16 protein-coding genes are annotated in these 20,903 nt (G+C 63.7%); 9 read left to right on the forward strand and 7 right to left on the reverse strand.

The features are described 5' to 3' along the window. Positions 1-44: 44 nt before the first annotated feature. The 3 genes from QF118_RS00910 to QF118_RS00920 are packed head-to-tail and all read left to right on the forward strand — an operon-like array spanning position 45 to position 4,002. On the forward strand, positions 45-2,075 hold the full coding sequence (locus QF118_RS00910; protein WP_282300762.1) for a tripartite tricarboxylate transporter permease: 2,031 nt from the start codon (positions 45-47) through the stop codon (positions 2,073-2,075). Positions 2,076-2,096: 21 nt separating this feature from the next. Continuing rightward, complete coding sequence (locus QF118_RS00915) at positions 2,097-3,185, forward strand: 4-oxalomesaconate tautomerase (protein ID WP_282300763.1); 1,089 nt, start codon at positions 2,097-2,099, stop codon at positions 3,183-3,185. 1 nt (position 3,186) lies between these two features. Beyond that, positions 3,187-4,002, forward strand: a complete 816-nt coding sequence (locus QF118_RS00920; protein ID WP_282300764.1) for a universal stress protein — start codon at positions 3,187-3,189, stop codon at positions 4,000-4,002. Between the two features lie 96 nt (positions 4,003-4,098). Here the strand turns inward: QF118_RS00920 and QF118_RS00925 are convergent, their stop codons facing one another. Continuing rightward, positions 4,099-5,154, reverse strand: coding sequence for an AbrB family transcriptional regulator (locus QF118_RS00925; RefSeq protein ID WP_282300765.1), 1,056 nt, complete (start codon positions 5,152-5,154; stop codon positions 4,099-4,101). A 78-nt stretch (positions 5,155-5,232) separates the two neighbouring features. Here QF118_RS00925 and QF118_RS00930 point away from each other — a divergent pair, with 78 nt between their 5' ends. From QF118_RS00930 to tcuB, 3 genes are read left to right on the forward strand one after another with little or no spacing between them, the layout of a single operon-like run. Then, positions 5,233-5,916 (forward strand): GntR family transcriptional regulator, encoded by a 684-nt coding sequence (locus tag QF118_RS00930; protein ID WP_282300766.1) that lies wholly within the window; start codon positions 5,233-5,235, stop codon positions 5,914-5,916. Beyond that, on the forward strand, positions 5,913-7,292 hold the full coding sequence (gene tcuA, locus QF118_RS00935; RefSeq protein WP_282300767.1) for an FAD-dependent tricarballylate dehydrogenase TcuA: 1,380 nt from the start codon (positions 5,913-5,915) through the stop codon (positions 7,290-7,292). Before QF118_RS00930 ends, tcuA begins: the two co-directional genes overlap by 4 nt. Further along, a complete protein-coding gene (gene tcuB, locus QF118_RS00940) occupies positions 7,282-8,337 on the forward strand; it encodes a tricarballylate utilization 4Fe-4S protein TcuB (RefSeq protein WP_282300768.1) in 1,056 nt (351 codons plus the stop codon). The genes tcuA and tcuB overlap by 11 nt, the downstream gene beginning before the upstream one ends. Before the next feature lie 21 nt (positions 8,338-8,358). On the opposite strand, the gene QF118_RS00945 is transcribed toward tcuB, so the two are convergent. The 3 genes from QF118_RS00945 to QF118_RS00955 form a co-directional block, all read right to left on the reverse strand. Continuing rightward, positions 8,359-9,240 (reverse strand): AraC family transcriptional regulator, encoded by an 882-nt coding sequence (locus QF118_RS00945; protein ID WP_282300769.1) that lies wholly within the window; start codon positions 9,238-9,240, stop codon positions 8,359-8,361. A gap of 429 nt (positions 9,241-9,669) precedes the next feature. After that, positions 9,670-10,560: a hypothetical protein gene (locus QF118_RS00950; protein WP_282300770.1), complete on the reverse strand. Its 891-nt coding sequence runs from the start codon at positions 10,558-10,560 to the stop codon at positions 9,670-9,672. Position 10,561: 1 nt separating this feature from the next. Further along, entirely contained in the window at positions 10,562-13,249 is a 2,688-nt protein-coding gene (locus QF118_RS00955; RefSeq protein WP_282300771.1) for a vWA domain-containing protein, read from the reverse strand. Between the two features lie 109 nt (positions 13,250-13,358). Between QF118_RS00955 and QF118_RS00960 the strand changes: the two genes are divergently transcribed. Together QF118_RS00960 and QF118_RS00965 are read left to right on the forward strand one after the other, a co-directional pair. Beyond that, positions 13,359-14,048 carry a helix-turn-helix transcriptional regulator gene (locus QF118_RS00960; RefSeq protein ID WP_282300772.1) on the forward strand — a complete coding sequence of 230 codons (690 nt, stop codon included), beginning with the start codon at positions 13,359-13,361 and terminating at the stop codon, positions 14,046-14,048. 189 nt (positions 14,049-14,237) lie between these two features. Next, positions 14,238-15,023: an ion transporter gene (locus QF118_RS00965; RefSeq protein WP_282300773.1), complete on the forward strand. Its 786-nt coding sequence runs from the start codon at positions 14,238-14,240 to the stop codon at positions 15,021-15,023. Between the two features lie 119 nt (positions 15,024-15,142). Here the strand turns inward: QF118_RS00965 and QF118_RS00970 are convergent, their stop codons facing one another. The 3 genes from QF118_RS00970 to QF118_RS00980 all read right to left on the reverse strand — a co-directional run bounded on the left by QF118_RS00970 (position 15,143) and on the right by QF118_RS00980 (position 20,099). Continuing rightward, positions 15,143-18,253, reverse strand: coding sequence for an efflux RND transporter permease subunit (locus tag QF118_RS00970; RefSeq protein WP_282300774.1), 3,111 nt, complete (start codon positions 18,251-18,253; stop codon positions 15,143-15,145). Beyond that, entirely contained in the window at positions 18,250-19,368 is a 1,119-nt protein-coding gene (locus QF118_RS00975; RefSeq protein ID WP_282300775.1) for an efflux RND transporter periplasmic adaptor subunit, read from the reverse strand. Before QF118_RS00975 ends, QF118_RS00970 begins: the two co-directional genes overlap by 4 nt. Before the next feature lie 140 nt (positions 19,369-19,508). Beyond that, positions 19,509-20,099, reverse strand: coding sequence for a TetR/AcrR family transcriptional regulator (locus QF118_RS00980; protein WP_282300776.1), 591 nt, complete (start codon positions 20,097-20,099; stop codon positions 19,509-19,511). Between the two features lie 78 nt (positions 20,100-20,177). Between QF118_RS00980 and QF118_RS00985 the strand changes: the two genes are divergently transcribed. Next, positions 20,178-20,903, forward strand: coding sequence for a DUF1499 domain-containing protein (locus QF118_RS00985; protein WP_282300777.1), 726 nt, complete (start codon positions 20,178-20,180; stop codon positions 20,901-20,903).

Here is a 20,903-nt window from a genome sequence, read left to right on the forward strand (position 1 = left end):
CGGCCTCTCTTTCCTCGAAAATCTTTAGCCGAAAGGCCGGTGCGATGGACATCTTCGCGACCGCCCTGCCTGCGTTTGGCCAGGCATGGGCTCTTATCTTGCAACCTGTCGTCCTTGGATACCTCGTGCTTGGGGTGGTCATGGGACTGGCGGTCGGGGTCTTCCCCGGGCTTGGCGGTATCGCGGGCCTGTCGCTTCTTTTGCCCTTCATGTTCGGGATGGACCCGGTGCTGGGCCTGGCCTTGATGATCGGGATGGTCGCCGTCGTGCCGACCTCTGACACCTTTTCATCGGTGCTGATGGGCATTCCCGGGTCGTCCGCCTCGCAGGCGACGGTGCTTGACGGGTTCCCGCTGGCCCGCAAGGGTCAGGCCGCCAGAGCGCTGGCGGCGGCCTTTACCTCATCGTTGTTCGGCGGGCTTGTCGGGGCGATGTTCCTGTCGGTCTTCATCGTGATCGCGCGTCCCATCGTGCTGGCCTTTGGTCTGCCCGAGATGCTGATGATGACCGTGCTGGGGCTGTCGATGGTGGCCGTCCTGGCCGGCCGCGTCCCGCTCAAGGGGCTTGCCGCCGCGGGCCTTGGCATGTTGATCGGCACCATCGGCGTGGCCGATGCGGGCGGCAGCCTGCGCATGGTGACCTATGACCTGCCCTACCTGACCGACGGGCTGCAACTGGTGATCGTCGGCCTGGGCATCTTTGCGGTGCCCGAGATCGTTTCGCTGCTGCGCCAGGACAAATCCATCGCCGGGGAAACCGGGCTGGGCGCGGGCTGGGCCGACGGTGTGCGGGACTGGTTCGCCAACAAATGGCTGTCGGTGCGCTGTTCGCTGATCGGCGTGCTGGTCGGGTTGATCCCCGGGCTGGGCGGGTCGGTCGTGGACTGGATCGCCTATGGCCACGCGGTCCAGACCACCAAGGACAAATCCGGGTTCGGCAAGGGCGAAATCCGCGGTGTCATCGCGCCGGAAAGCTCGAACAACGCCAAGGAAGGTGGCGGGCTTGTCCCGACGCTGCTGTTCGGCATTCCGGGCTCTGGCTCCATGGCGATCTTCATCGGGGCCATCGCGCTGCTTGGGTCGGGCGATATCGAGGTCGGGCCGGCGATGCTGCGCGACAACCTGGACATCACCTATTCCATCGTCTGGCTGCTGGCGCTGGCAAACGTCGTGGGCACGGTCCTGTGCATCGCGGCCTCGAACCCGATTGCGCGGCTGACCACGATCCGGTTCACCTATCTTGCGCCGTTCCTGTTCATGCTGATCTCGTTCGCGGCGTTCCAGTCGGGGCAGAACTTCGAAGACCTGCTGGCCCTGTTCGCCATCGGTCTGATCGGCATCTTCCTGCGCCGCTTTGACTGGTCACGCCCGGCCTTCCTGATCGGCTTTGTCCTGTCGAACCCGGTCGAGAAGTTTTCCAACCAGGCTTTCCAGATCGCCTCGTTCCGGTTCCGCAAATCGTTCGAAGAAGGGATCGACTATCTTCTGTCGCCCATCGTGATCGTGCTGCTGATCGTGACGGTGGTGTCCGTGGTCCTGGGCATCCGGCAGTCCAAATCCATCATGGCCGAAGGCGACGTCCAGTCCGGCTCCAAGCGCGCGCCGATGGTCTTTGCGCTGGTCATCATGGCCTATGTCGTGGCCGCGCTGATCAATGCGAACATGATCCCCGACTACAACCTGACGGACAAGATCGTGCCGCTGATCATCGGGGGCATCACGCTGGTCGCGCTGCTGATCCTGATCGTGCAGATGATCCTGCGCCCCGAAACGGACGCCCTGTTCGCCGACAAGGAACACGCCGGCGAGGACGCCGATGCGCCCTATGGCCTTTGGGGAACGCTGGCCTGGTTCCTGGGCCTGATCGTGGCGACCTATCTGCTGGGCTTCATTCTTGCGCTGCTGGGCTTCCTTGTCGCCTTCCTGCGGGTCCGCGCCCAGACGCCCTGGGCCAAGACGCTGATCCTGACCGCCAGCGGCATCGCGCTGATGTGCGTGATGGCCGGCGCCCTGAACCGCGATTTCCCGCCGGGACTGTTGCAGGACGCCGTCGACCTGCCCTGGCCCCTGAAATGAACCCCGCATGGAGAAACTGACATGGCACAGACAGGCATTCCCTTTGTCTTCATGCGCGGCGGAACATCGCGCGGGCCCTACTTCAACCGTGCCGACCTGCCCCAGGACCAACAGGCCCTTGCCGAGGTGTTGCTGACGGTGCTGGGGTCCGGTCACGTCCACAACATCGACGGCATCGGCGGCGGCGTGGCAGTCACCACCAAGGTCGCCATGCTGTCCCCATCCGACGACGACTGGGCCGAGGTGGACTATTTCTTTGCGCAGGTTTCGGTCGAAGATCGGCTGGTCGATTTCAAACCGACCTGCGGCAACATATTGTCAGGCGTCGGCCCTGCCGCCATCGAACTGGGGTTGATCAAACCCACCGGCGACGAAACCGAGGTGAAAATCCGCGCCGTCAACACTGGCGCGCGGGTGCTTGCCCGGCTGCAAACCCCGGGCGGGACCCTACGCTATGACGGCGATGCGGCGATCGCAGGGGTGCCTGGCAGCGCCGCGCCGATTGCGCTGAACTTCATGGGGGTTGTCGGATCGTCGACCGGGGCTTTCCTGCCCACGGGCAACCTGCGGGACACATTCGACGGGATCGAAGTCACCTGCATGGATGTCGCGATGCCCATGGTCATCGCCCGCGCCGCCGATTTCGGGCTTTCCGGCCATGAAAGCGTGGCCGAGCTGGACGCCAACCGCACCTTCTTTGAACGGATGGAGGCGGTGCGGCTCAAGGCGGGGGCGGCCATGGGAATGGGCGATGTGGCGAAATCGGTGACACCGAAATTCGGCCTGCTTGCCCCGGCGCGTGATGGCGGCACCATCGCCACGCGGTATTTCATGCCCTGGACGACGCATCCTTCGATGGCGGTCACCGGGTCCCAATGCCTTGCCTCCTGCGCACTGACACCCGGCACGGTGGCCGACGGCCTGTTGGACCGGCCCACCACCAGCCCCGCCAACGTGGTGCTCGAGCATGCCTCGGGAACGATCGAGGTTCTGGTGGATTTCGAAATGAACAACCACTTCACATTGAATTCCGCCGGTCTGTTGCGCACCGCGCGAAAACTGGCGGATGGCAGGGTCTATGTTCCTGCTGCAGTCTGGAAAGGACGCTGACATGCCCGTGATGAACCTGCTTGTGGCTTTCAACGGATCGAAAGGGTCAGTTGCGGCGCTGCGCTATGCGGCCGCGCTTGCGCAACGGCACGGCGCCCATGTCACCGCGATGCTGGCCCATACCCGGCACGAAGTGATCGACCGCCGGTCACGCTGGATCCCGAAAGAGGCGCAGGCGCTTCTGGATGAGGCCAACAGCAACCTGGTGCGCGACATCGAAGCCACCTTCGAGACCGAGCGCAAGGCGCTTGGCCTGGCCAACGCGCTGCAACTGCACGAGGTGACCGGCCGCGTCGATACGGTCCTGTCCACGGCCGCCCGGCACTATGACCTGCTGATCGTCGGCGCGCGGTCCGATGACGATGACGAACACATCACCCTGCATCCGGACCGCATTGCGCTTTTGTCTGGTCGGCCGGTGATCGTGGTGCCGGCGGGCTATGACGCGGGCGCCGAACATAGCCATGCGGCGCTGGCCTGGGATGGCGGGCGCGCCGCCGCCCGCGCGTTGTCCGACAGCCTGCGCCTTCTGGAAGGCGAGGGCCGGGTCAGCGTCCTGACCGTGGGCCGCCGCGAAGACTGGCCGATCCAGGATCTGATGACCCATCTGGAACGCCACGGCGTCGAGGCGATCCTGGAAGAATGGCCCACAACCCATCCGGTGGCCGAGACGATCCTGGGCTATTGCGAGAAACACGACACCTCGCTGTTGGTTCTGGGGGCCTACGAGCATTCCAAATTCCGCGAGGATTTCCTGGGCGGGGTGACACCGCGAATTCTGGCCAAGGCCCGCATTCCCGTTCTTCTGTCACACTAACCCCTGCCCTGCCGAACCGGTCCGCATGGCCGCCGCGGCAGGGCGCCGGACCTTTTCTACGGGTTGCGGCCGCTTGGGCCCGGCAGGCCTCCAGGGTCAATCGCGGCGCCTGCGCGCGATGATCCCGGCGACCAGCGGCGCGCCAACAATCACCAGCACGATCCGCGCCAGATGATGCGTAACGACAAACCCCAGATCCGCGCCGGTGACGATGGCAAGCACCGTCATCTCGGCCTGACCGCCGGGTGCAAAGGCCAGAAAGGCGGGCACCTGCTGCCCCAGCCCCAGGGTCGTCACCACGCCCGCAAAGGCGGCGGCCAGCAGGGCCAGCACCAGCACATAGGTGACCCCGGCCGCGACGACACGGGTCAGCTCGCCCCATGTCACCCCAAGGAAATGCACCCCGATGCCGCAGCCGATAAAGAACTGCGCGACAAGGATCGCCTCGGCCGGCGGACGGAAATGCAGCATCCCGGTCAACGACAAGACCGCGGTCAGGATCAGCGGCCCCAGGATCGAAGCCCCGAAAAGCCCAAGCCGCTCCGCGCCCTTCCAACCGACGATGGCCGCCACGACCATCAAGGCAAGCTCGTGCAGGGGCAGATCGGCCGCGGGCGCCCCGATGGGATTGTCCAAGGGCGCCCCATAGAAATGCGTCAGGATAAAAGGTGCCAGCGTGACGATGATCAGAACGCGCGTTGCATGAACCAGCGACAAGGCCCGGGGATTGCCGCCTGCCTCGGTGCCGAAAATCACCATGTCCTGCAAGCCGCCCGGCATCGCCGCGTAATAGGCGGTGGGCGCGTCGAACCCCCAGACCCTGCGAAAGAACGGCACGCCGACAAGGGCGATCAGGCCGATGAAGACCGGGATCAAGGCCACAGACAGGGCCATGCGCGGCAGCTCGGCCACCACGGCGGGCGTGATCGAAGCTCCGACAGCGACACCCAGAATGGTGCGGGCCGCAACCGAGACCTGGCCAAACCCCTTGAGCGGCGCATGCAAAAGCGCCCCGGCCAGGCAAAAGGCCATTGGTCCGAACAGCACCGGCAGTGGCAGGTCCAGCCCCCAGAACAGACCGGCCCCCGCAGCCGCCAGGACAAAGGTGAACGCGCGGCGGGCGCCGCTGGAAACCAAAAGATGTTTGCGCAAACCGGCCTCCTGCCTGTCTTGACGCAATCTGTGTACGCTTGTATCCACCTGTATGCAATATGACCTGAAGGGGACAGGATGACCAACACGGATGACAGCACGCCGCAAGGCAACGCCGCATACAGCCGCCTGTTGACCGAACTGCGCGAGGGGCGGTTGAACCCCGGCGACCGTCTGCGCGAAACCGATCTGGCCGAAAGGCTGGGCATGTCGCGCACCCCCGTGCGCGAAGCGATCCGCCAGCTCGAGGCCGATGGCATCGTCACCCATTTGCCGCGCCAGGGGGCCAGCATCCGCGCCCTTGACTACGCCGAAGTCATGGAACTGTACGAAATGCGCGCCGTGCTGGAAGGCACCGCCGCACGGCTGGCCGCCCGCGCGGCCTCGGACATCGAGATCGAGGAACTGGCCGACATGAACCGCCAGCTTGCCGCGCTTGGCAGCGCGCCCGAGGCCTTTGTGCTGAACCGGCAGTTCCATGCGGCGCTGCTGGATGCGGCCAAGAACCGGTTCCTGGCCCGATCGATCCATGCCCTTCAAAAGGCCCTGCTGATCCTTGGCCCGACCACCCTGACCGAACCCGACCGCGCCACGAAGGCCGTCGAGGAACACGCCGAAATCCTGGCCGCCATCACCGCGCGGGATGGCAACGCGGCCGAGGTCGCGATGCGAACCCATATCGAGGCGGCGCAACGCGTGCGCGTCCGCGCCCTGCGCGCCCGCCCCGATCAGGGCCTGAAATACGATGGGGACTTTCTATGACACCGGATATCGTCGTCATCGGCGGCGGCAACGCGGCGCTCTGCGCGGCGATGACGGCGGCGGAACAGGGCGCCCAGGTGCTGATCCTTGAAACCGCGCCCAAGCCCTATCGCGGCGGAAACTCGCGCCACACCCGCAACTTTCGCTGCATGCATCACGGCCCCCTTGGCCCGCTTGTCGACAGCTACACCGAGGAAGAATACCTTGCCGACCTGATGAAAGTGACGGGCGGAAAGACCGACGTGGCCCTGGCCCGCCTGGCGATCCGCAGTTCCGAAGAGTGCCTGCCCTGGATGCAAGACCATGGCGTCCGCTTCCAGCCTTCGCTGTCGGGAACGCTGTCACTGGCGCGGACCAACGCCTTTTTCCTGGGCGGCGGCAAAAGCCTTGTGAATGCCTACTACCGCACCGCCGAACGCCTTGGCGTGCAGGTGGCCTACGAGGCCGCCGTCACCCATCTGGAGCTTGAGGACGACCGCATCGCATGGGTCGACTACACCCAGAACGGTGAATCCCGGCGCCTCACGCCCAAGGCGGTGATCGTGGCGTCAGGCGGGTTTCAGGCGGATACGGATTGGCTGGCGCGGGCCTGGGGACCGGCGGCCCGGAATTTCCTGATCCGCGGCACCCCCTACAATCGCGGCGTGGTGCTGGCCGATCTGCTGGAACAGGGCGTCGCGCAGGTGGGTGATCCGACGCAATGCCACGCCGTGGCCATCGACGGGCGCGCCCCGAAATTCGATGGCGGCATCGTCACGCGGCTTGATTGCGTGCCCTTTTCGATCGTGGTGAACAAGGACGCGCAGCGGTTCCACGACGAGGGCGAAGACGTCTGGCCGAAACGCTATGCCATTTGGGGGCGGCTGGTGGCCGCGCAGCCCGACCAGGTGGGCTATGTCATCATAGACGCCAAATCGCTGAACCTGTTCATGCCCTCTGTCTTTCCGCCGATCAAGGCCGACACCCTCGAGGACCTGGCCAAGGCGATGGGGCTGCCCGAGGACAAGCTTGCAAAGACCGTCGCGACCTTCAACGCAGCCTGCGGCGACACATCGAATTTCCATCCGACCGAGCTGGACGGCGTGGCCACAACCGGCCTTGCGATCCCAAAGACGAACTGGGCCCGGCCCATCACCGAGCCGCCGTTCTACGGATATTCCCTGCGCACCGGGGTCACCTTTACCTATCTGGGGCTGAAGGTCGATGAGCGGGCGCAATGCGCCATTGGCAACCGGCCCGTTTCCAACCTTTGGGCTGCGGGTGAAACCATGGCCGGTTCAATCCTGGGCCAAGGCTATCTTGCCGGATTCGGCATGACAATCGGCACCGTCTTTGGACGCATCGCAGGCAAGGAGGCCGCCGCCCATGCAAGCTGATCTACTTCAGGAAGCGCGCCGTCAGGCCGAGATCTGCAACGCCTGCCGCTACTGCGAGGGCTATTGTTCGGTCTTCCCCGCCCTGCACGCGGAACGGGCCTTTTCCGACGGGGACCTGACGCAACTTGCCAACCTGTGTCACAATTGTCGGGGCTGCTATTATGCCTGCCAATACACTGCGCCGCATGAATTCGACCTGAACCTGCCGCGCGCGCTGGCCGAGGTCCGGCAGGACAGCTGGGAAGACTTCGCCTTTCCCCGCGCCGGCGCCCGGGCGTTCCAGAAAAGCGGCGTGATGATCGCGCTGGCGACGGTGCTTGGCTTTGCCCTGATGTTCTGGGCCGCGCGCACCCTTGGCTCGGTCGGCGGAGAGGGTTTTTACGCGGTTCTGTCGCATAACGCGATGGTGGCCATCTTCTTGCCTGCCTTCGTGTTTCCGATGCTCAGCATTGCCATCAGCCTGCGCCGCTATTGGCGCGCGGTTGGCGCGGGGCCGCTGCGCCTGGCCCATCTGCGCACCGCCCTTGTGTCGGCCGCCAGGATGAAGAACCTGTCGGGCGGGCATGGCGACGGCTGCAATTTCGAGGACGAAGACCGCTTTTCATCCGCACGTCGACTGGCGCATCAGGCCGTAATGTACGGGTTCCTGCTGTGCTTTGCTTCGACCAGCACGGCGACGGTCATGCATTACGCCCTGGCCATGCCCGCGCCCTATCCGCTGTGGTCCTTGCCCAAGCTGCTGGGCCTGTCCGGCGGGGTCATGATGACCCTTGGCTGTATCGAGATGATCCGCCTGAAACGGCGTGCCGATCCGGCCTTGGGCGCGGCAAGCGCGCTTGGCGGCGAGATCGGCTTTGTCGGGCTTTTGGGCTTTGTCGGGCTCAGCGGGCTGGTGCTCTATGCGCTTGGGCAAACGGCGCTCATGCCCTTGCTTCTCGCGCTGCATCTTGGGGCGGTTCTGGCGTTTTTCCTGCTGACGCCCTTTACCAAGATGGCGCATGGCTTTTATCGGCTGGCGGCGCTGGTGGTGGATGCGGGGCGGTAAAATGACCGCCCTGCGCACCCGTCATGCCGACAGGTGTTGCGCATGGCCCCATTGCCGCGGCGACTGACCGTACAGGCGTTTGAATTCCCGGCTGAACTGCGAGGCGCTGACATAACCCACGTCAAGCGCCGCCTCGTTCACCGTCATGCCGGCGGCAATCTTCATCGCGGCATTGTTCAGGCGCATCGATTTGACGAATTGCACAGGCGACAGCGTCGTGGCCTGCTTGAACTTGCGGTGAAACACCGCGCGGCTCATCCCTGCGCGCGCCGCCATGTCATCAATCGACACCGGGGCCCCCAGATCAGAGGTCATATGCGCGATCGACCGGGCGATGCCATTGCCCGGCGCAAAGGCCTGCGTGGCCATGCCCCCGGCCTCGCCCCTGAGGATCGCGTAATAGACTTCGCGCAGCCGCGCATTTCCCAGGATCGCCGTGTCGACGGGACTGCTGCCCAGTTGCAGCAACCGGAACAAGGCGTCGAAAAACGGCTGGCTCCAGCGGGCAAGCCAGATGCCCTGACGGCCCGTGGGCCGCTTGTCCGCAATCGGGCCGCTGGCGTTTTCCAGCTCCATGACCAATTCCGTCATCACACGCTGGTCGAGGCAAATGTAAACGCCATACAGCGGATTGTCCGGCGAAGCGTCCGGGGTACCCGCCGTCACGGGCATCGACAGCGGGCAGCACATGTACCGGCTGTCGTCATAGACATAGCGCTCACCGTCCAGCACGGCCTCTTTGGCGCCGCTCACGATGGCGATGACGCTGGGTTCATAGACCGCGGGGGCGCAGGGAATGGCCGTGGTCGCCCGGAAAAGTTGAACACCCTTGATGCCGGTTTCGACAAGGCCGTCTTCGTGGATGCGACTTGCGATGAGATGTTTGAGCTGCTGCTTGTCCATAACGGCCAGATAGCGCGACCTCGGCCGGCAAAACAAGCCAGGTGATACAATCAGGCAAGGATCAGAGAGGATCGCGCCCACTTTTGGCCATGAGTGACATTTTACGGCAATCCGAACCGGAGCGTTTCCGTCGCAGGCTCCGCCCCCTGAGCGGGATGGCGCATCACGCGCAAGGCAACGAACAAGTCTTCCTCCGACACGCAAAGGGGACTTGCACCTGGCCCCCGGCAATGAGGGTCGCATGGATCGCGCTGGCCGGTGATCTTTTCCGTTTCGGCAAAGATCGGTTGCGCCCCCAGACCCTGAACGATCGGGGCCAGAAGGCCGTGGTCGATAGCGGCAAACGCCCGGGCGTCCGGAGCGCGATACGCCTGCGAACTGGATTCTGGACAAGCCACGCCGCTTGGCGCGATAGCGGTTTTTGTTGCGTCAGTCCCCGACCCTTACCCAACGATCAGTCCCGAAGACCCGGCACCCGTCTGGCCCGACGCCCATCATGGCGGCCGCCGCGTCGGGCAGGACGATTTCGATGGCCCGTTCAAACGACATTTCTTCGGGGGAAAGGACCTTGAGTGTCCAGACAAGCCTGGAGCCGCCACCCTCGCCCTGTGGGATCTGTCCAAAGGCCTCGGCGGCCATGTCTTCCGTTCGCCATTGATTGTCACCGACGCCCTGCCAACGCACCCCTGTGGTGCGCGACATTTCCAGACTGTCGGGGTGAAAGGGATCGGCAAATTCCATGCGGCGGGCCTCGCTCGTGAGGCCGGGCAAGGCACCGGCAGAGGCGGGGAATGCGCTCTGCATCATTGGCGGGCACCCTTCCATCGTGGTTTTTCCGATCTCGGCACGCCAAAGGCCACTGCGTGGCCCCGAGGGTTCCTCCGCAAACAGATCAATCGGTTCAGGGATCGGTCGACCATCGGGAAGCGCGATCGGCTCGCGACCCGGTTCTGACGGATCGTCGAATTCCCAGGCAATGTCCCTTGGGCGGCAGTGTTCGGGGCCCTTGTAGACCAGCGGTTGCTGCGCAGGCACCTCGAAGACATCAAGAATATAGCCGATCTCGTCCCGGCTGATCCATCCAGCGCGGCCCTTGCGAAGGTCGATGGCGACAATCGGCCGGTCGAGAGGCTGTTCATCCTTGGCGCCCGCGCGCGGAACGACATACTCAAGAACGCGCTGATACGTGTCGGGATCGGGGTGATAATAATAGGGCACGCCATCTTCGCGAACGGCGAAGATCGGGTTGCTGCAGTCCTGCGCCAAGGCCGGGAATGCTGACCATGCAAGGGTAGCAGGCAGAAGGATGTTGCGCAGCATGTCAGTTCCACTCGAGAATTTCGGAAAGCGCTTTTTTGTCGATCTCGTCCAGAGTGCCGAATTGAGGCACCGGACGGGCTGGCACGCCGGGCAAAGACAGGCTCGACGCGATCAGATCGAATTCCTCGGACGAGATGTAGGGCGTGTGTTCGCACAAGGTTGCCTCCTGCGCGATGTCGCGGCAATTGTCGCCGCCAGCTTGGTTCAAGCCGATCAAGGTCGGCTCGAAATCCGGGGTGATGCCGAAAAACCAGCTGGATAGACGTCCGTCCAACCGGTAGCGGCCAACCTCGACACCCCAGCGCGGCGGAAGCCTGCCGGTAAATTCCTGCGCCGGTAGCGCGAAGGAGCAGGTTTCATTGCCGCAGTTTCGAAGAACCTCGCCCGTGGTCATGTAGCGCCGCAGCAGGGTCATCGCCTTGGACAGGGTATCGTCTATCCCGGTCATATCGGTGCAAAGCGGGCCCGCGCGGGTGACAAAGCAACCGCTGTCGGGGGTAGGCCAGGTGACAGGGTTCAGGTGCGCCGAGCGCGCATCGCCCGACACCTCGTAGAAATTCGCGCGCGGCCCGGCATCATCAAGGTGAACCTCTGCCACCCAGTTCTCGGGCAGAAAGAAGGTCAGACCGGACGGCGCGTGGTGCATTTCGCAGATTGGATGCGTCTTGTCGTCGGGCAGGCAGCGGAACGGATAATCTGCCCAGGCGCGTGTCGATCCGGCATCCTCGCCCGTGCCGTCATCCGGCGCAGGCTGGGTGGCGGGGGCGCGTGATGCAGGCGGCCCCATGTCCCGGATGGCGCGGTTCAGAATGTCGATAGCCCGGGCCAACGCGTCACTGTCGCTGGTGAAATGGCACAGGGCGCCAGCCTGGATGTCCAGGCAGGGACCATTCAGCGTTGTCCACTGCCGCGGGTTCAGGGCGACGGTTTTCACGGGATCGCCCGTGCTGAAGAAATTGATCCGCACCGGTCCGGGCTGTCCGCCGGCGGTCGCGGCCTCGCGCGTGGGCTGATCGCTGATCCAGCCCTGTGGAAGGGCGAAAACCAGTCCTGTCGCCGCATCTTCAAAGAGGCAGGGCACCATGGCATCGGCGGCGCAGGCATAGGCCAGATCGTCGCCCGGAGCCTGCTTTGCACCGTCGGCTTCGGCCTGCTGCACCTTTGGTCCGGGAACGACAAGCGCGGCCTCGTCAAGATCTGGCACTTCGCCCACCATCAGGGGCAACCGGACCGCCACGGCGCTTGGCCCATCGATGCCGCCAAACACATAGACCAGCTCATAATCGCCCGGTTCGGCCGGGGCGAGCAAAGGCTTGGCCGGGCCATAGGCGTTGTCGAAAAACTCCCGAAGATAGACGCTCTGATCCCACGAATAAAGCGCGCCATCGCGCCATATCTCGACCCGGTCATCGGTGCCCATGCCGCCCGTGATCGTCACGGGCACCCGTGCGCCCGGTTCGACGGCCGGCGGGGCGATCAGGCGCACCTCGGGGCGGGTCTGGACCGTGATGACGAACCGTTTCATGACATCGTCGATGGGCATCTGCGCATTGCGGTGAAACACCAGCAGGTATTCCCCCGGCTCGGCGGGCGTCCGGAACTGGCCTGCATAGTCGCCCTCTCGGCTGTCTTGCGATGCATAGTCGATCCGGCGATCAAAGGTGTCGGTCGCATCAACGGGAAGGACCGAGAAGACAAAGTCGCCACCACCCGTGGCAAGGCCTTCGGCGAGGATCCGGTAAGGCATCAGGCCATTCACACCCGCCCGAAAGGCACCGGTTGGCGCCGGCATGTCGAGGCTGGGCAAAAGCCCGCGAAAAGGGACGTAGATCGTTGTATTCTCGTCCGCGATGATCGCGGACACGATTTCCCCGTTCCCTTGATCGCCTGCATCTGCCGTGATCCGCCAGGTGCCTTCGGCCAGTTCGACAGGAAGGACGCTAGAGATGGTGAAATCGAGAATGCCCAGATCCTGCGCCGCGCCGGTTGCTTCGTTGACCGCCCGGAACGCCACCTGATCGGGACGTCCGGCGATATCGGCGCGGATCGACAGGTTGAGCGACGCCGTGCCCGGCTGGACCGGTTCGGCCACAGGGGCCGAGGCAGTGCGCAACAGAGCATCCGATAGTTCCGCGCCGGACTGGGTGGCCAGGATCAGCCCCCCGGTCTGGTCCGCCACGCAGGCGATCTGCTGCACCTCTGCTTCGGTCAGGCCAAAGCCCACGACGTGGGCGCGGATGGGAATCCCCGATGCCGCCAGTTCCGCAGCCACCGCGCAGGGATCCCCGCCACAGGTCTCGAGCCCGTCCGTGACAAGAACGATGTCGGCTTGCTCCGCAGTCGACGGAATTTCCGAAACCGCGCGGCGCAGGGCATCGGCCAGGGGCGTCTTGCCCCGCGGCATCAATGCGCGCAGCCGCTGACTCAAAGCGTGGCCGTCCTGCACTCCGACCGCTGCGATCGTTTCGATGTCACTGCAATCGCCGCGCCTGTTGTGGCCATATGCGATGACGCCAAGCGGTTTCGCGGGATCGCGTGCGGACAGGAAATCGGCCAGCACGTCACGCGCCACTTCGATGCGGGACCGCCCCTCGGGTAGCTCCGCCCACATCGACCCCGACCCGTCAAGAACCAGGACCGTACCGCTATCCTGAGCAGAGGCGGTCATGGCCGCAAGGATCAGGGTCAAGGCCGCGCAAAACCGTGCAATCATCTTGGGTGTGCTCCCGTAAACGCTTGTACCGACGCTACGGTTCTGCGAATTTTGGCTCAATCTACGGAAATCCATAGGTCAGCCTTTGAGACTGGATGATTTTCTCGACATCGCGGTGCGCGAAACCGATCCCGATCAGCTGTGGTTTGCGGCGACGCGCTGGCTGGCGACCGAGGGCTTCGACAAGGTCATTCACATTGCCGCTGGAACTGGTGCGCCCGTGGCAAGAACAACGCTTGGCGACGCCTTCGAGGACTATTACCGAAGCGAAGGCCTGGACCGGCACGATCCTTTCGCGACCTATTGTCTGACGGCGTCCGGGTCTGTCGCAACCGGAGCAGATCACATCAGCGATTACCCCTATCTCAGCGATGACGAAAAGCATGTCATCCTGTCGGCCGCTGACGCCGGTTTCCGGGCTGGCTTTTCATCGGTCGTCCGGCGCGACGCGCAGGGATGGGAGGCCTGGAACATCGGTTCATCACTGCCGCGCTCGGACGTCCAGGCGATCCGCCGCGAACACGGCCGTGACATCAGGCTCGCGCTTCTGGCCTTGCGCGGCCGGCTGGGGTCACCAGTGCGCGCGCCCCTCTCTGCGCGCGAAAGGCAATGCCTTGATCTGATCTCGGACGGGTTCAGGATAAAGGCGATCGCCCGAGAGCTGGGTCTGGCGGACGTCACTGTCGAGCTGCACCTCAGGAATGCGCGCGAGAAGCTAGGCGCCAAGACCCGAGACCAGGCCGTGAAACTCTATCAGGCATCACCAAGGCCGTGAACGAAATGCAACCCGTTTGGGAACCGATCAATACGTTTGCCGGGCCAATGCGCTGAGCGGACGCCGGGATCATCCTGTGCGCAAATGGTCAGCGCGTTGCAAAGCGCGATGCCGCAGTCCGCTTGAAGTGGCTTGTGCCCCTGCAGGACCTTCCGCATAGAGGGGCCAGGATTTGAAACGGAGTTGGGAATGTCGATCCGCGACCATATCGCCGAAACCCTTGATCGCTCGGTGACGCGAAATGTCATCACCGGCGTGATCTTGTTCAACGCGGTGATCCTTGGGCTGGAAACGTCCGATACCGTCATGGCGGTCGCCGGAGATTTGATCGTTCTGCTGGATGTCCTGTGCCTGTCGGTCTTTGTGATCGAGATTGGGCTGAAGATCTTTGCGCGCGGTCCGTCGTTCTTTCGGTCGGGCTGGAACGTCTTTGATTTCGCCATCGTCGCGATTGCCCTTGTGCCAGCCACCCAGGGTCTTTCGGTGCTGCGCGCCCTGCGCATTCTTCGACTTCTCAGGATCATCTCGGTGGCGCCGACGCTTCGCCGTGTGGTCGAGGGGTTCGTAACCGCGCTGCCAGGCATGGCGTCCGTGTTCCTGCTGATGGCGCTGATCTTCTACATCGCGGCGGTCATGTCGACGAAACTTTTCGGAGAGGCTTTCCCGGAGTGGTTCGGCTCCATCCCACTTTCGGCCTATTCGCTGTTCCAGATCATGACGTTGGAAAGCTGGTCCATGGGGATCGTCCGACCGGTGATGGAGATCTACCCCTATGCCTGGATTTTCTTCGTCCCCTTCATCCTGGTCACGACCTTTGCTGTCGTGAACCTCGTCGTCGGCCTTATCGTCAACAGCATGCAGGATGCCCACGCGCAAGAATCCAACGCCGCAACCGAGGATTACCGTGACGAGGTTCTCAAACGCCTGGAGGCCATCGAGCGGCACCTGTCAGAGAGTGAAACGCGCCAAAAGTGATCTCGCGCAGTGTGATCCGGCCCGCAGCGCCGACAGCCTCGATCTTGGACGGTGCAACCTGAAAGACATCGCCGGTGGGCGCACGACCCCACCGGCACAAGTCCGTCAATCCCCCCCCCTCAGCTCTCCTTTGCGGCTGTCAGCATGTGCCTTTCCTGCTGCAACCTTCGCGAGGATGCGCCCGGCTCTGCGCCCCAGACGGCGATCCAGCGGTAGAACACCGGCGTCAGGAACAGGGTGAACACAGTCGCAAAGCCAAGCCCGCCGACGATGACCCACCCCACCGCAACGCGCGCCTCGGCGCCGGCACCGGACGACAGAACAAGCGGCAGGCCGCCAAAGACGGTAGAGACCATGGTCATCATCACGGGCCGGATGCGCAGCCGCAGGGCGTCGCGAATGGCGCTGTCGATGTCCTGCCCAGCCTCGCGCAACTGGTTCGCGAACTCGACAATCAGGATGCCGTTCTTGGCCATGACCCCGATCAGCAGGACAAGCCCGATCTGGCTGTAATAGTTCAACGACCCGCCCGTGATCGAAATGGCCAGCAGCGCCGCGGCAAGGCCGAAAGGCACCGTCAGCATAATGACCACCGCGCTTGCGATGCTTTCGAACTGCGCGGCAAGGACAAGGAACACCACGATCGCAGCCACGCCGAACACCGCGTACATGCCTGACTGGCTTTCGCCCAGCGACGCGGCCTCGCCCGTGTAGACGATGCCCATGCCATCGGGCAGGGTTTGCGCGGCCAGGTCATTGACCCGGTCCATGGCGGCGCCCAGATCGACACCGCTGCCAAGGTTGGCCTGCACCGACACGGCCAGGGTGCCGCCCTGACGCTCGATCGAGGATTGGCTGACCACGGGGATCAGTTGCGCCATGGACGACAGCGGCACATATTCGCCGCTGGACAGGCGCAGCTGGATGCCCTCAAGATCACTGGGGTCGTTGATCGGCGGCCCGCCCGGAACCACGCGCACGTCGGTTTCGGTGTCATCCAGGAACACGCTGACGGCGACGGTGCCCTGGGTCAGCGCGCTGATGGTTCTGGTGATGTCTGCCTCGCTCAGGCCAAAGACACCCGCCATTTCCTGGTCAACGGTGACTTCATACTGCGCCTGCACCCTGTCGCCTGACACCTGTGGATTGGCGAACATTTCGTCCTGCGCCATGGCAGAGACCAGCGCGCTGGCGGCCTCGGTCATGTCATCGACATTGGTGCCGCTGACCGCAAAGGTCAGACCGTTGCCGCCGCCGCGAATGTTCAGGCTGTTCGGCGAGATCGCGAAAACCTGCACTCCGGGCACTGCCGAAAGCCGGGCGTTGATCGGCCCCATCAGGGATTGCTGCGACCAGTCGCGCTCGGCCCAGTCAGGCAGGCGCACGACGATGAACGCCGATGTGCCGCCACCGATGCCGATGATGCTTTGCACCGAACTGATTTGCCCGCTGGCCTGATAGGGGGCAAGGATGTCTTCGATCTGCGCCACCTGTCCGTCCAGATACTGGGTCGTCGTGTCCGATGCCCCCCGCGCCTGGATCAGGAAATAGCCGCGATCCTCGGTGGGCGTGATGGTCGAGGTCAGCGTGCCCGCCGCCCCGGCCGCGATCAGCGCAAAGCCGAAGGCAATGGCCAGCACAAGCAGGGGCGCGCGAATGGCGTGGTCCGTGACCCAGTCAAATCCACGCGCAAGGCGGCCGGGTGTCTGCGGGGCCTGCTGCGGTTTTTCCGCTTGTTTTCCGGGGTCCAGAAGCGCGGCCAGAACTGGGGCCAATGTCAGCGCCGCGATGGATGACAAGGTCACCGCGAAGGCCAGCACAAAGCCGAATTCGCTGAACACGCCGCCCGCCTGCCCGGGTAGGAAGGAAATGGGAATGAACACGGCGGCCAGCGTCGCGGTGGTCGAGATGACAGCAAAGAAAACCTCGTTCGTGCCGGCAGCGGCCGCCGCGAAAGCGCCCATGCCGTCCTTGCGTTTGCGCACGATGTTTTCCACCACGACGATGGCGTCATCCACAACCATCCCTGTTGCCAGAACCAGCGCCAAAAGGCTGATCGTGTTGATCGAAAACCCCGTCAGCCAGATCGCGGCGACGGTGCCGATCAAGGCGATCGGGATCGTGACCGCAGGGATAAGCGTTGCGCGCAACGAGCGCAGGAATGCAAAGATCACAAGAATCACGATAACCGTCGCCATGCCGATGGATTTGATCACCTCGACCAAGGCACCTTCGATAAAGACGCCATCATCGGTCGAGATGATCAGCTCGACCCCCTCGGGAAGGTCTGCGCGCAGCTCTTCGACAGCGGCACGCACGGCGGTTGAAATCTCCAGCGTGTTGCCCTCGGACTGGCGGGTGATGTCCAGCCCGATTGCGGCCTGCCCATTGACGCGGGTCGTCACGTTGATGTCTTCGGGCAGCAGTTGGACCAGCGCCACATCCGAGATGCGTGTATTGGAATCGACCAGGATCTGACCGATGCTTTCCACGGTGACCTCGGCATTGCCGACCTGCAGGGCAATCGTCTGCGCATCGGTCTCAAGCTCGCCCAGCGGGGTATCGTCGCGCAGATCGGCAAGCGCGGCGGTCACGTCGAAAACGGTCAGGCCGCGGCTCAGCAAGGACCGGTCATCAAGACTGACGCGGAATTCGTTCGACCGGTCGCCGCGCGTCGTCACCTCGGCGATGCCGTCAATCAGCGAAAGCCGGTTGTAGATCGGCCCCTCGGCCAGGGCGGTCAGCTCATCCAGGGAAACATCCCCCAGAACCGCCAGGCGAATGATCGCACTGGCGTTGCTGTCGGATTTGGAAACGGTCGGGTCATCCTCAAGATCACTAGGAAGCTGGCGCGCCGTGGCGGACACGATTTCGCGGGCCTCGTTGGCCGCCACGTCAATATCCGTGCCCTCGGACAGATCAATGGTGATGCTGCTTTGGCCCGTGGAGGAAGTGGATTCGATGTAGGACAGCCCCTCCAATGCGCTCAGCGCATCCTCCAGGACCTGGGTGATTTCCTGATCGACCGTCGACGGTGTCGCGCCCTCGTATTGGGTGCGGATCGAAAGCACCGGCTGATCGACATCCGGCATTTCGCGCACGTCCACGGACGACAGCGCCGCCAGACCGGCGATCAGGATCAAAAGGTTGACGACAAACCCGAAAATGGGTCGTGCGACGAACAGATCGGCCAAACCAGAGGCCGCGCGTTGGATGGTTGGCGTGCTCATTTCTGCTCCTGCACTGGCTGTTGCGGTTCGGCGTTTGCATCGGCGATGGCAGAGCCCGGGCGCAGTTTATGCGCGCCTTCGGTGATCATCATGGTGCCCACCGGCAGATCGACATCCAGCCAGACCGATTCATCGCGGCGAAACAGGATGGTCGCGGGGGTGCTTTGTGCCTTGCCGTCAGCCTCGAACCAGACGCTCGCGCCATCGCGCGACCATGTGATCGCCGTTGTCGGCACCACCAGCAATGGATCGCTCAGGTTGGAAAGCCGCGCGGTGAACGTCATCCCCGGCCACAGCGTTCCGTCCGGGTTTTCGACACGCGCCTTGACCGTGACGCTGCGGGTGACCGCATCAATTCGGCTGTCAAACGACGTGATCTCGCCCTTGAAGAACCGCCCCGTCAGAGACGGCGTGCCCAGAGTGACCTCGCGCCCAAGGGACAGGAAACCGACGGATCGTTCCGGCAGTTCAAATTCCACCAGCAGCGCGCTGGCATCGTCGATCGTGACAATCGGTGTGTTGGCGGTGATGAAATCGCCGACCTTGATCTCGCTCAGCCCCAGCTTGCCCGAAATCGGTGCCCGGATCGTGAGATCTTCGAGCGCAAGTTCCGCTTGTCCGACGCTGGCTTCGGCAAGGCGCTGCGCCAGCCGCGCTTCGGAAATCGTTACCTCTGAAACCGTGGAGTTCCCCGATTGCTGAAGACGTTCATAGCGGGTGACCGTGGCCGAGGCTTGCTCCAGCTCGTTCTGCGCGGTTTCAAGCGACAGCGTGGCGGCGCGTGCGTCCAGCTGCACCAGCACATCGCCCTGCGAAACCTCTGCGTTCGGGGTCAGGTTCAGCTCGACGATCCTGCCGGATACGTCGGCGGTCACGGTGGCGCTGCTTACCGCTTCGGAACTGCCGATCGCGCGGAATGAATCCTCGTAGGGTTGCATCTCCAGCGGCGTCAACACGACGGTGGTCGCGCCCCTGCCACCCGGTCCGCCGGGGCCCTGCGTCATGGGCGCTGCGCCGCCCGCACCGGGCGCCGCCGCACCGGGCACACCAAACGACCAGACATAGGCACCGGCAATGATGGCAAGTGATGCGGCGAAATAAACAAGCTTTTTCATCTAAGGGGCCTTTCATCGAACCCAGGGTGGGCGCGGTTCGTGTTCAAACAACGGATGTGCGGAGGTTGTACGGCGCAGGCGACCTGTGCCGTCGTTTTCATTTCTGGTGGCGGATCAAGCGGGTCAGTGTTGCAGCGCCATCAGGGATCCGGCGAGTCGACAAGCAGCCGTGATGCATTCATCAGCCCCGCCCAGACAATATCCAACGCGGCGCCAAGCGTGATGTCGTCTTCGCGCTCCCACAGGAAGATCGCCGCGCCTATTGCGTTGGTGGCCGTCCCTGCAAGGGCCGCAGCGGTGGCGCGGTCACCCAGGCGGCGGCAAAGAACCTCGGTCAGTTCCTCGCGTTCGGCAGTCAGGAAGCCGTCAAGGATGCCGCGCGCCTTCTCATTCGACCGAAGGATCTTTCCCACCATCCGAAGAATGGCCTGATCCTGCGCCAGCCTGTTGATGTGGCCGTCCAAAAGCCGCTTGAGGTCTGCCGCCAAGGGCGCGGTGCCTTCGCGCAGGGCATCCATGTCTGCCTGGTCAAAGCCGGGTGGATGCCCGATCGCGGCGGCTTCCTTGTTGGCATAATAGTTAAAGAAGGTTCGCGTGCTGACGCCTGCCGCAGCGGCGATTTCATCCGTCGTAACGCCTTCAAGGCCATTCGGCATAGCCAATTCCAAAGTGGCTCGCTGGATTTGAAGCGCCGTTTCCTGTCGCCGCCTTTGTCGCAACGGAAGTGTCATCTGCCTGCACCTTGCATAGTCTGCAAGTTTTGCATACCAAGCAGGTCAACGCTTCGCAAGTCAAGGAATCGAGAGCAAATGAAACATGCTGGAATGATCGCCCTTCTGGTCGCCCTCGTGGGCGCCGTCGCTGCGGCAATGATTCTGACAGGGGCGCGCCTGGGACTATGGGAACCTATAACCGGCTTCGGGCTCTATCGGTCCTATTTCAACCCGCTGGCGGCGGTGGTTGCCGGTGTCGGCCTGCTTGCGCTGGTTCTTCACCTGGTGCGAAGGGAAAAGCGCGGAGCCCTTGCCGGGGCGGTTGCGACCCTTGTTGGCGTGGCCTTGTTGACCCCGATGATCGCCTCGACCATCAACCCCGCGCCACGCGCGGCGCCCATCCACGACATTTCCACCGACACGGCAAACCCGCCTGCCTTTGAGATTCTCGATGAAACCCGTCCCGGGGCCAGAAATACGCTGGTCTACGGCGGCCCCGAATTGGCGCAGGCCCAGGCCGCCGCCTATCCTGACATCGCGCCCCTCACGACATTTCTGTCCGCGGACGCCGCCTATCTGCGCGCCTTGGCCGTCGCACAGGATATGGGCTGGGAAATTGTGACCACTGATGCTGATCGTCGTCGATTTGAGGCAACCGCACGCACCTCGGTCTTTTACTTTGCCGATGATGTCGTGGTCATCGTCAGCGAACAGGACGGCGGCAGCCGCGTTGACATGCGCAGTGTTTCCCGTGTCGGCCGCAGCGATCAGGGCGTGAACGCGGCCCGTATCCGCGACTTTCAACAGCAGTTCGCAAACTGA

Origin of the sequence: Tropicibacter oceani (assembly GCF_029958925.1) — a bacterium.
GTDB lineage: Bacteria > Pseudomonadota > Alphaproteobacteria > Rhodobacterales > Rhodobacteraceae > Pacificoceanicola > Pacificoceanicola oceani.